Origin of the sequence: Paraburkholderia sp. (assembly GCF_034668105.1) — a bacterium.
GTDB lineage: Bacteria > Pseudomonadota > Gammaproteobacteria > Burkholderiales > Burkholderiaceae > Paraburkholderia.
In genome coordinates this window covers 1-11479 of the sequence record NZ_JAXDPY010000505.1, presented here as the reverse complement: position 1 = coordinate 11479, position 11479 = coordinate 1, and the positions used below count along the sequence as shown (strand labels likewise).

The 11479-nt window shown below is 63.9% G+C and carries 10 protein-coding genes; 1 reads left to right on the top strand and 9 read right to left on the bottom strand.

Annotated features, from left to right (window positions below; all coding sequences use genetic code 11):
* The 6 genes from QOC89_RS22650 to QOC89_RS22625 all read right to left on the bottom strand — a co-directional run.
* The coding region (locus QOC89_RS22650) for an FAD-binding protein (protein ID WP_323047061.1) at window positions 1-370 on the bottom strand (370 nt) is incomplete at its 3' end.
* 27 nt (window positions 371-397) lie between these two features.
* Window positions 398-1789, bottom strand: a complete 1392-nt coding sequence (locus QOC89_RS22645; protein WP_323047060.1) for an MFS transporter — start codon at window positions 1787-1789, stop codon at window positions 398-400.
* 88 nt (window positions 1790-1877) lie between these two features.
* A complete protein-coding gene (locus QOC89_RS22640) occupies window positions 1878-3245 on the bottom strand; it encodes an MmgE/PrpD family protein (RefSeq protein ID WP_323047059.1) in 1368 nt (455 codons plus the stop codon).
* Window positions 3242-4765 carry an MmgE/PrpD family protein gene (locus QOC89_RS22635; protein WP_323047058.1) on the bottom strand — a complete coding sequence of 508 codons (1524 nt, stop codon included), beginning with the start codon at window positions 4763-4765 and terminating at the stop codon, window positions 3242-3244. The genes QOC89_RS22640 and QOC89_RS22635 overlap by 4 nt, the downstream gene beginning before the upstream one ends.
* 1 nt (window position 4766) lies before the next feature.
* On the bottom strand, window positions 4767-6125 hold the full coding sequence (locus QOC89_RS22630) for an MFS transporter (protein ID WP_323047057.1): 1359 nt from the start codon (window positions 6123-6125) through the stop codon (window positions 4767-4769).
* Window positions 6126-6134: 9 nt separating this feature from the next.
* Entirely contained in the window at window positions 6135-7550 is a 1416-nt protein-coding gene (locus QOC89_RS22625; protein WP_323047056.1) for an MmgE/PrpD family protein, read from the bottom strand.
* A 155-nt stretch (window positions 7551-7705) separates the two neighbouring features.
* Here QOC89_RS22625 and QOC89_RS22620 point away from each other — a divergent pair, with 155 nt between their 5' ends.
* On the top strand, window positions 7706-8635 hold the full coding sequence (locus QOC89_RS22620; protein ID WP_323047055.1) for a LysR family transcriptional regulator: 930 nt from the start codon (window positions 7706-7708) through the stop codon (window positions 8633-8635).
* Between the two features lie 30 nt (window positions 8636-8665).
* Here QOC89_RS22620 and QOC89_RS22615 read toward each other — a convergent pair whose 3' ends face one another.
* The 3 genes from QOC89_RS22615 to QOC89_RS22605 all read right to left on the bottom strand — a co-directional run.
* Window positions 8666-9934, bottom strand: coding sequence for an MFS transporter (locus QOC89_RS22615; protein ID WP_323047054.1), 1269 nt, complete (start codon window positions 9932-9934; stop codon window positions 8666-8668).
* Window positions 9931-10491 (bottom strand): GAF domain-containing protein, encoded by a 561-nt coding sequence (locus QOC89_RS22610; protein WP_323047053.1) that lies wholly within the window; start codon window positions 10489-10491, stop codon window positions 9931-9933. Before QOC89_RS22610 ends, QOC89_RS22615 begins: the two co-directional genes overlap by 4 nt.
* Before the next feature lie 32 nt (window positions 10492-10523).
* Window positions 10524-11479 (bottom strand): MFS transporter (locus QOC89_RS22605; RefSeq protein WP_323047052.1); only part of this gene is annotated, 956 nt, incomplete at its 5' end.

Genomic DNA, 11479 nt, shown 5'->3' with positions numbered 1-11479 from the left:
TGAGCCACAACGCCGCGTCGTAGCTGTTGCCGATCAACACCTCGGTCAGTTCGGGGTCGGCGCGAAACTCGGTGAGCCGGCCGATATCGTCGAAATACTGCTCGCGCGTGTAGGTGCCGAAATCGATATTCGGCAGATCCAGTTCCGCGATATCGGGTGCGAGTTTCAACAGATCGTCGACGGATTCGTAGACGAAGCGGAACGCGCCGCCGGTAAACGCGGAGTTGCCGCCGCGCGCGTCTTCCGGCGCACTTTCGAGCAGCGCGATGCGCTTCGCGCCGCCTTCGCGAGCGGCAAGCGCCGCATTGGCCGCGGCGTTTCCGGCGCCGATTACGAGCACGTCGATATCGTTGAGTTCGTCGAGGGTCATCAGTGGGCTCTCCAGTTTCAGTGTGATCTAGCGTCGTGGATATTCGGCGAGCGGCGTCAGCGATGCCGCGTCCACTTCATCCACAACCGGGTTCAGGGTTTCGAGGCTGCGGCCGGTGGTCCGCGGGCCGAACACAAGCGTGATCAACGCGGTCAGGAACCACGCGCCCGCGATGTACATGAACACGGTCACATACCCGTAGTTCGTATAGATCGCGGCGATCACAAAGGCATTCGCGACATTCGCGATCCGGCCCGCGCCATACGTGAGGCCCGTTGCGCTGTTGCGCACGCCGGTCGGAAACTGTTCGGGCGTGTACGAATAGAGCAGCGTCGCAAAGGTCTGCGTCAGCATGCCGACCGCGAATCCGAACGTCACGATCAGCACCGGCGTAAAGCTCAACCCGTACAGCAGGCCGAATCCCGCGATCAGCAGCGCGACGAGCGCGATCAGATGTTTGCGCTCGAAGCGGTCGGCCGGATAGACCGCGAGCAATGCGCCAAGCGGCGCGCCCACGTTGATCAGCGTGAAGTACGTGAGGCTGCGCGCAATCGTGATGCCGTGATGCACGAGCAAGGTCGGCACCCATGCTTCAAAGCCATAAAAGCCGATTGTCTGCAGCAGCCAGATCGCGCAGAGCGTGAGCGTGCGGCGGCGGTAGACGCTGTTGAACATCGTCATCCACGGCTCGCGCACGTCGGGCGGCCGCACGGCGACTTCGGGCGTGCTCAGCACGTTTCCTTCCGCGATGCTCCTTGCCTCCATCGCCGCGAGTGCGGCTTCCGCCTCGTCGAAGCGCCCGGCTCGCGCGCTCCAGCGCGGCGACTCGGGAAGCCGCTTCGCCAGCAGGGGAAACGCGACGCCAAGCGCGCCCCACACGAACACCCAGCGCCAGCCGTCTGGCCCGTACGGCACGAGCAGCCGCGCGACGAAGTTGGTCAGCGGAATCGCGCACAGGTTGATGACCATGGCCCACGATTGCCAGGTGCCACGCGAGCGCGCCGGGAACAGCTCGGCGATATAGGTCATCACCGTCACCATGCCCGCGGAAATGCCGAAGCCGGTGACGACCCGCGCCGCGAACAGATACGGGACACTCGGCACGACCGCCGTGGCCAGCGAGCCGAGCGACGAAATCAGCACGAACAGCATCAGCGAGCGTTTGCGCCCAAACCGGTCGGACAGCAGACCGCCGAGCGTCGCGCCGAAGAACATGCCGATGAAGCTCGCGGACGTGATCAGTGCGATTTCATTGATTGCGATATGCCAATGCCGGATCAACGCGGGCGCGGCCGACGCGAACGTGTTGATATCGCAGCTATCGAAAAAGAGCGGAATCGCGAATAGGAACATCCATTCGCGATGCATCCGCGAGTTCGGCAAACGGTCGACGCGCGCGGCGACGAGTGAGTCGTTCATGCCTGTCTCCAAGTATTCCGCCGGTCATGGCCAAGCGGTTGTCTTGCTCGTGCGGACGATGTCCCGCGACACCCCGACTTTTGCTACGTCAATCCCGCAAACCTGCTTCGAGTAAACCGGTCAACGTGGTGATATCTTCCACGCTGTCGATGCGCCAAAGCATCCCCAACGCGTCTCGGCTCGCCTGCGGCGTCAACGCGTGATTCGCGCAGTCGAGAAACTTGGCTTCGATCCGCGCGTCCGGCAGCGGATTCGCCGACGTCCTGCCCGCCGCGCGCGCGACGCGTTTCGACACACGCCGCCCGTCGCGCAGCTGAACGACCACTTCCGCGCCGAAATGATCCGGCTGCTGGTCCGCCAAAGGATCAGGCTCCGCGACAATCCTCGACATCAGCGCGCGAATCGCCGGGTCGGCGTACGCGTCGCCTTCGAAGTCGGACAGCACCACGCGTCCTTGCGCCAGTGCGCGCGCCACGCAGTACTGCACGCTGAATTTCGCGTCGAGCGGACTGGCCGGCTGCGGGCGATTCGTGTGCTGAAGGCGTCGGGGATGCGTCCACGACACGACCGATTCGACCTCGTCCGGCTTCAGCCCGTATTCGCTGACGAGCATCAGCATCGCGTCGATCGCGGGGTGAGTGCTGCCGCAGCACGGATACTGCTTGATCGCAATGCCGGGTTCGACGATATCGAGTGGGTCGGCCCAATGCGTCAGCGCCGCCTCGGCGTCGTAATGGCCCGCGCCGTTGTAGACGTTGAAGAAGCCCTGGCGGTGTTCGAAAGCTTCGTCGCCGGCGCTGAATCCTTCGCGCGCCAGCAGCGTCGCGATCAGGCCGTTGCGCGACGCATGACCGACATGCAACGGCTTCGTCATCGTGCCGAAATTAGCCTTGATCCCGGAAGCGAACGACGCGGCAATCGACAACGCGGTCGCCGTGCGCGCCGCATCCAGCTCGAGCAGATGCGCCGCTGCGGCACACGCGCCGAAGACGCCGAGCGTCGCGGTGGGATGCCAGCCCTTGTCGTAGTGGTGAAAATTGACCGCATGCGCGATGCGCGCCTGCGTTTCGAAACCCGCCACGTAAGCGGTGACGAGACGCCGGCCGCTCGCGTGTACTTCTTCCGCCAGCGCGAACAGCGCCGGCAGGATCGGCGCGGAAGGATGGCCGCCCAGCGTATTGCTGCAATCGTCGAAGTCGAGCGCATGCGCGGCCGTGCCGTTGACGAGCGCGGCGTCACTGGGCTTCATCCGCTCGCGTGTGCCGATCACGAGCGCCGCCCCGTTCGACGGCGCCGCCACGGTCCGCGCAATCCGCGCGCAGGGCTCCGCTGCACCCGCCAGCGTCACGCCGATCGTATCGATGATGCCGATGCGCGCCCAGCGTAATGCTTCGTCGGGCACGTCGGCGGAAGTGAACGCGGCGATGCGTTCGCCTAGCGTCTTTGCGATGGTCATCCGCGGTCTCCTTTTACCAGCGATAAATCGGGCGACGATCGGTGCAGCAACTCGGGCGACGGTGGAATCGCCGCATCGAGCCAGCGCAGATCCGCTTCGTCTTCCACCCGGTCCAGCCGCTCGAACAGCGTGTGCGCCGCGGCGCCCAGCCGCTTCGTCATCCACATGAACTTGGTGCGCAACTGCGCGGGTGTGAACGGTGTCGACGGACAGCCCGGAAAGTCCGTCTGCGCCAACTCGTAGGTCGTGCCGTCGTCGAGCGTGACGCGTGTGACGGTGGCGAGGCCGGTGGCATCGGTCGCCACCAGCGTCACGCGCTGCGCCAGTTCGCGGATGGCTGGGTCTTGCAACAGGCGGACGCCGAAGGTCGACGGGTCGTCGGCATCGTGCAGCAGCGCTGCCGCCACGCAAACCGGCACGCTGTATTGCGCGAGCACCTGATTGGCCGGTTGCTTGATATCGTGATTCGCGGCGAGACGCGGCGCGCCCTCGATCCGGACCGCGGCGATCCGCCGTGCGTCGATATCGTGCGCGGCCCGCAACTGCTGCGCGGCGTAGACCGGCGTGTGTGCCACGATGTGACACGCGTAGCGCTTCAGGCACAGCGTCGGCGTTTCATAGCGCGTGCCTAAACCCTCGGTCAACCGCGCCGCGTCCGAGTCCTCGCAATATGCCTGCAGAAAACCGTAGCGCCCTTCGAGCACCGTCGACGGTCCGTCGAAGCCCGCCTGTGCCAGTTGCACGGCAACAATGCCCGATTGCGCCGCGCGCCCCAGGTGCAGACGTTTGACGAGACCACCGTCGCCGGACTTTGCGAATTCGAGCAATCCGCCGCTCTGCGAGCCGGCAACGCCCAGCGCGTGACGCAGCGTATCCGCATCGACGCCGGCCAGCTTGCCCGCGACGATCGCGGCGCCGAACGGTCCGGTGAGACCTGGCGCATGAAAGCCGCGCGCTTCGGCGGTGTGTTTGGTTGCACTGCCGATGCGAAACAGCACCTCGATACCGGCGACGAGCGCCGCCAGCAAGTCGCGTCCCGACGCGCCGGAAACCTGGGCGGCGGCAAGTGCCGCCGGCACCAGCGCGGCGCCCGGATGAACGCCGGCGCCGGGCTGCCGCAAGCTATCGAGTTCCGCCGCGTGAACCAGCACGCCGCCCGCGAACGCCGCCGCCTCGGGCGCGACACGCCGGCTCGTGCCCAGGATCGCGCACGGGCCGGCGGGCGAATGGCTGACATAACGCAGCGCGGCCTGCCCCGCTTCCACCTCGTGTCCGTATAACGCCGCGCCGATCGCATCGATCAGGCAGTCCTTGGCGAGCCGCACGATGTCGGCGGGCAATTGCTCGAACCGCACGCTAAGCGCGTACTCCGACAACAACTGCGCCGCAGTGGGCCCAGCGGATGAAGCCGGCTGCATGAAAGCGTCTCCGTTGACCTTGGCGGTCATATTGGTGCTCATATTGGTGAACAACCCGGTGACCATCTCAGTGATCACCGCGGTGACCACCGCAGTGACCACCTTAATGACCGCCTTGCTGACGCGCTTCTTCGTCGATCACCGACCGATGGCGCGTCTCCGGCATCAGCACGTACGTGAGCAGCGACACTGCCGCGCACGCGCTGACGTAATAGAAGAACCACGATTCGTGGCCATCGTGCTTGAAGCGCAACGCGAGATATTCGGTGGTGCCGCCCATCACCGACGACACGACCGCGAACGGTAGTCCGACGCCGAGCGCCCGAACCTTCGCTGGAAAAAGCTCCGACTTGACGAGCCAGTGAATCGACGAAAAACCACTGAGAATGCCGAGCGCCGCAAGGTTCAGCGCGAACGCCGTGAGTGCGCTATGGGTCGCGCCGAGCGCGTGCATCAGCGGCACCGTGAGGAACGTGCCGCCCACCCCGAAGATCATCATGACCGGACGCCGTCCAATCAGATCGGACAACAGGCCGAAGAGCGGCTGAAAACCCATGTAGATCACGAGCGCGACGAGCGCGATCAGCGTCGCCGTGTCGCGGCTGAAGCCCGTGGTGTTGACCATGAACTTCTGCAAATAGATCGTGAACGTATAGAACGCGACCGTGCCGCCGACGCTGATGCCGATCGTCCACAGCGTCTGACGCCGATGCTGGACCAGCAGCACCAGCAGGCTGCCTCGCTCTATCTGGGTCCGTGTGCCGGCATGGGCGCCGCCCTCGCGCTCGAACGCATCGGTCTCCGCAATGCCGCGGCGCAGATAGAGCGCAAACACGGCCAGCGCGCCGCCGATCGCAAACGGAATGCGCCATCCCCACTGTTCGAGTTGCGTAGGCGTCAGCACGAGCCGTTGCAGGACGAGCATCAGCGCGAGCGCCAGCAGTTGCCCCATCACCACTGTCACCTGGACGAAGCCGACAAAAAAGCCGCGCCGGCCCGTCGGCGCCATTTCACTCAGATAGGTCGCGCTCGTGCCCGCTTCGCCACCCATGCTGAAACCTTGCAGGAGGCGCGCGCAGACCAGCACGGCCGGTGCGGCCACACCGATCGACGCATACGTCGGCGTCAACGCGATGATCAGCGAGCCGACACTCATCATCGCGACCGAGACGCTCAACGCCACGCGCCGCCCTTGCCGGTCGGCGAGCGCGCCGATGGCCCAACTGCCGAGCGGCCGCACGACATAGCCGATCGCCGCGACGGCCGCCGCATTCAGGAGTTGCGCGGTCTGATTGCCGCCCGGGAAAAACGCTTTGCTGAAATAGATCGAGAAGATCGAATACGCGAGAAAGTCGTACCACTCGATCACGTTTCCGGCGCTGCCGCCGATAATCGACCGCAAGCGCGCGCGCCGCGCGGCGGGCGTGGCGGGCAACGTAAGCGTGTGCGCGGTGGCGGCCACGATGGCTCCTCAGGCAGCGGTCGCGAGAAGGCGCGCAAGCTCGCTTGCGTCCGGCTGATCTTCCGCATGCATCACCCAATCGACGATGCGCGCGATCTGCCGTGCGTCGATTCGATGCGCGGCGAGCTTTCTCATCTTGCCGACGATATCCCCTTCGCTGGCGAATGCGTGTTCGCTGCCGCGCTGCGCCTCGACCGTTTCTTCGAGCCGCGTGCCGTCGCGCAGTAGCACCTCGACGCGCACCATATGCCGCAGCATCGAACCGCGCGCGGTGATCGACGGATCCTCGACCACCTGCACGCGATCGGCCAGCGCCATGCGCTCGGGGTCCGCGACCTTGTCTTCGGTGAACTGGTCGACGAATACGTCGCCTTCGAGCAGGAGTGTCGCGACACAATACGGCAGGTTGAGTTGCGCCGAGGTCAGTCCCTGCGGCACATATTTCCAGCCCACATGGTCGACCGTCACGCGCGAACCGTGCACGACGATCCGTTCGATATCGTCCGGACCGAACCGATGACGCGCCTGCATCGCGCGGATTGCGTCGAGCGTGGTGTGATTGCTACCCACGCACGAGTAGAATTTCAGCGCGATGCGCATGGTCTCGAAGCGCTCGCCGAGACCATCCACGAGTTGCGTCAGATCGAAACGGTCCGACGATCGCGAGAACGTGCTGCAGAATCCGCCATACGGGTTCTCGAATACGTCGACGATACCGGTGAAACCGTTTTGCGCGAGCAGCGCGCCGTACAAGCCGCTTTGCGCGGCACGGCCCGCATGCATGCGTTTGACCATCGCGCCGAACTGCGCGGCCATCAGCCCCGCCGACTGCGTGCCGCCAATGCCGAGCGCGTGCACCGTCTGCTCCACATCGAGCCGCAGCGCGGCTGCCGCGCCCGCCGCAGCCGAGAATACGCCGACCGTCGCCCCGGAATGCCAGCCTTGCGCGATGTGTTCCGGTCCCATGCACATGCCCACGCGCGGCCCGACCTCGTAGCCCGCCACGCAGGCGCGCAGGAAGTCGCGGCCGGTCATCGGCGCATCGGCGGACAGCAACTCGGCAACCGCCAGCACGGCCGGCAAGGTCACCGCGCCGACATGCAGCACGCCGACGCGATGCACGTCGTCGAGTTCGAAGCTCTGGATCAAGGTGCCGTTGACGAGCGCCGCGTGTGGCGCGGACAACCGCAACGGCGTACCCCACACGTGGCAACCCGGCGTGCTGTCGACGCGCTGCAAGGTATCCGCAAGAATGCGGCTCCACGGCAAGGCGGCACCAAAGATCGCGCAGCCAAGTGAATCGAGGATCAGCAGTTTGATGCGCGCGCGCACGTCGTCCGGTATCGCCTCATACCGCAGGCCCGCGACGAATGCGGCCACGCCGCCGGTATAAGGGTTTGTGCCTACGTCGTTGTGCTGGTTCATCGGTGTGGGTGCCGTCTCGGGTGTAATCGCGTGTCATTGCGCGGATCACGTTGCACGGAAATGTCGTGCATTCAGTATCCCCACCCCGGACGCGTTTGTGAATTGCACGCGACGTGATTATTATTGCGTCACATGCAAGAGTCAGCGGGGTGCCGATGAACCGTTTTCCGGGTGTCGATCTGGACGCATTGCGCGCGTTCGTCGCGGTCGCGTCGCACGCCTCGTTCAACGACGCGGCACTTGAACTGAACCTCTCCGCTTCCGCTTTGACGCGGCGTATCAAACGGCTCGAAGAAGCGCTGGATACCCTGCTGTTCGAACGCACCACGCGCAACGTCGCGCTCACCGGTTCCGGCGAATTGCTGTTGCCGCGCGCACAAGGCGTGCTGCGTGAGCTCGATGCATCACTCGAACTGGTGAGCGAAGCCACCCGGATTCGCACCGGTCAGTTGACCATCGCGTGTATTCCGACGGTCGCCAAATTCATGCTGCCGAAAATCGTCAGCAGTTATCACAAGCGGCGTCCCGAGGTACGGCTCAGACTCATCGAGGCCAACCTCGCGACGGTCGTGCAACGTGTCGCGATCGGCGACGCGGAGTTCGGCATTGCGTTTCTCGTGAACGAATCGCCTGAGCTTGCAATCGACGAACTGCTGGTGGATCCATACGTGCTGGCGTGTCCCGTCGATCATCCGCTCGCCGCGAGCGAGCATGTGACGTGGCCGGAGTTGCGGCCGTGGCCGTTGATCGTCTCGGGTACGTCGAGCGGCAACCGGCGCATGCTCGACGCCGCGTTGAGGGATATCGACTGGCGCCCCGACCGGCTGATCGAGATCGAACATCTGACCACTTCCTTGGGGCTCGTCGAAGCGGGTCTCGGTATCTCCATCATTCCGCGCTGCGCCGCGCCGCGCGATGCGCATGCGCGCATCGCCATCCGGCCGCTGGTGGATCCGACGGTGGCGCGAACCATCGGTTTGATTCGCCGGCGCGATGCCGCGCTCTCGCCGGTCGCGCGCGATTTTCGGCTCGCGCTGCGCAGGATGGCGCCGTTCGATTCGTCGATTCTGCACGAACCTGCCTGAGCGCATCGGCGCGTTGCGCCGAAAACCGCGTCACACGGTGGACGGTTGCTCCGTGTCGTACAACCGGTCTGGAATAAACAACGCGGTCACGCCGCTTAAGAAGAAAACCGCGCCGACCACCAGAAAGCCAAGGCCGATGGAGAACTGTGTGGCCAGGTAGCCGATGACAATCGGCGCCGCGCCCGAGCAGAAGCGGCCCAGGTTGTAGGAGCCGCCCACCGCAGTCCCGCGGATGGACGTGGCGAAACTCTCGGACATGAACGTCCCGATCGTGCCCAGTGGTACGCCATAAAGAAAGCCAAAGAAAAGCATGAGCGCGGCAATATTCTCGCGCGTATGCCAGAAGATGATCACCGGCAAAAAGAGCGCGGCGCCCACGCAGCCGAGCACATATACACCGCGTCGGCTCCAGCGGTCGCCCAGCCAGCCGGCGAAGATTTTGCCGATGAAGGCGACCACATAAGTCCCGATCATGTATCCCGTCAATGAACTGAACTTGAGATGCAGTTCTTTTTCGAGGTACGTTGGGAGCCAGTTGTTCAAGCCATAGAAGCCGGAAAGAATGAAAATCGAGGCCAGCGTCCACAGGATGAACAGCAGGCGCGTCTGTCGATTGCTGAAAATCACGTGGTAGCGGCTGTCGCGCCATTGACGCGGGCTCTTCGCGGCAACCTCGCGGCTTGCCCGCCAGCTTGCCGGCTCGGGCACCGCAAACTTGATCGCCAATGCGAACACCACCGGCAGCGCCGACACGTAGTACAGCGTACGCCAGCCGTAGTGCGGCAAAATCCAGCTGCTCAGCGCGATGACGACGATGTAGCCGGCCGAAATCCCCGTTTGCAAGGCGCCCAGAATCAGCGAGCGCCGTTCCGTGGGCACGTATTCGGCAACCAGCGTGGTGACCAGCACCATGCAGCCGATACCCAACGAACTGATGAACCGCACAATCGCGAATTCGAGAAAGCTGTGCGTGAGCCCAAGCATCCCCGCGCCCAGCGAGAACAGCGCCAGCGCCCAGACCACTACCCTTACCCGGCCCACGCGATCGCTCAGCCAGCCGCCAAGAATCCCGCCGACGGCCATGCCTAGCAACGTCAAACTGCCCAATGCGCCGGCTTCGACATTGCTCAGTCCGAAGTCGTCCTTGATTCGCGTGAGCGTCAGGCCGTACATCATGACATCGGCGCCATCGGCCATTAGCGCCAGATAGGCAAGGATGAAGACAAGCAGCCAGCGGCCTTGCGATGCGGAAGTTGGGGTGGCCGGCGACGTGGTCGCAACACGTTGGGTAGTGGTCATGTCAGAGAAACAGTCGAGCTGCCGGCGGACACGCTGTTACACGAAATCAGAGCGGGTGCGAGGAACGAACCGATCAGCAATCCCAACTCTTCATGCCTCGCCGTGTACCACCCTTCCTGATGCGTCAGGTTCATCGTGCCGATGCACACGCCGTCGTACGCGATCGGGATGTTCAGTATCGAGCCGAGACCCATGCCGGTTATCACGGTGTGGTCGTCAAACGCTTCGCGAATGCCTTGCGGCGTCCCTGCACGAAACGGCTTGAGATCCTGCAGTATCTGCTTGGCCCACGGGGTGCCCTGCTTTTTCTTGCGTCCGCCCACCGGATAGACGTCGGGCATGTTCGTGTAAACACGCTCCACCTCCTGGTGTTGTGCATCGTAGGACATGATCGTGAACAGGCTAAAGCCGATGGTGCTTGCCGCTACCTCATGAACGGCACGGAAAATCTCCGTCGGCTGACCGTTGAGCCGCACGGCCCGCGCGAGATATTCTAGATTGGAAACGCCCAGCGTTTGCGGCGCTGGCGGCGCAGTCTCGATCCGGTTGCCTTGCATGGTCTGTATTCGAAGTAGGTCAATCACGGCATTCAGCCGCGGAGTTCAGTGGAATTGAGCGCGCCTCGCAGGTCCTGCGTACGCCCGAATTCCTCGGTCTCGATATCTTCGAGCGAGCGGTTGCGCGTCTCGATACCCAGGAAGAAAACCACGCACGCCCCAATGAGCAGAACCGTCGTGGTCATGGCAAACACACCCAGGAAGCCGAACACGGGATAGACGAGACCGACCAGTATGGGCGCGCTCACCGAGCCGATGCGGCCAAACGAGGAGGACGATCCGGTGCCCGTTGTGCGAACCGCTGTCGGAAACACTTCCGGGGTGTACGCATACACGCCTGCGAACGCGCCGTTCATGAAGAACGACAGGCAGATGCCCGCGGCCATGATGCTGAGTCCGGTGTGAGAGAACGCCAGCGCGATCGCAGCGATGCCCCCAAGCAGCATGTAGGACGCGACCACCCCTTTCCGGCCGATCCGTTCATTGAGCCAGGCGGCCGTGAAATAGCCTGGAATCTGCGCTCCATAGATCGCGATGGAATAGCCAAAGCTTTTCGTCATGGTGAGCCCCTCTTTGAGGAGCAGGCTCGGAATCCACGAGAAGAACGAGTAGTACGCGAACGCAACCGAGAACCACATGAGCCAGCTCACGGCCGTGGAGCGCGCAAGTCTCGGCGACCACAACGTCAGCACGTTCTGCACCGCGCTACGCTTGGCGGGTACCGATGCCGATGCGGGCATCATGCCGACGGAGGCGACCGGCGGAAGATGAATGCCGCGGCCGGTAAACCATGACTCGATCGTGGTCACGATACGATTCGCTTCATCCGTTCTGCCCTGGCTCTCCAGCCATCGCGGCGACTCGGGCAGCGTTCTGCGCCACCACAGCAGCATGACGACGGGCAACGAAGTGACCACGGCCAGGTAGCGCCAGCCATCGACGAAATTTCTCACCACCACAAAGCCGAGGATGGATGAACTCAGATATC

Coding starts and splice junctions, on each gene's coding strand:
- QOC89_RS22615 (WP_323047054.1), bottom strand. CDS start 9,934: ATGACCACTACCCAACGTGTTGCGACCACGTCGCCGGCCACCCCAACT.
- QOC89_RS22610 (WP_323047053.1), bottom strand. CDS start 10,491: ATGCAAGGCAACCGGATCGAGACTGCGCCGCCAGCGCCGCAAACGCTG.
- QOC89_RS22620 (WP_323047055.1), top strand. CDS start 7,706: ATGAACCGTTTTCCGGGTGTCGATCTGGACGCATTGCGCGCGTTCGTC.
- QOC89_RS22625 (WP_323047056.1), bottom strand. CDS start 7,550: ATGAACCAGCACAACGACGTAGGCACAAACCCTTATACCGGCGGCGTG.
- QOC89_RS22645 (WP_323047060.1), bottom strand. CDS start 1,789: ATGAACGACTCACTCGTCGCCGCGCGCGTCGACCGTTTGCCGAACTCG.
- QOC89_RS22640 (WP_323047059.1), bottom strand. CDS start 3,245: ATGACCATCGCAAAGACGCTAGGCGAACGCATCGCCGCGTTCACTTCC.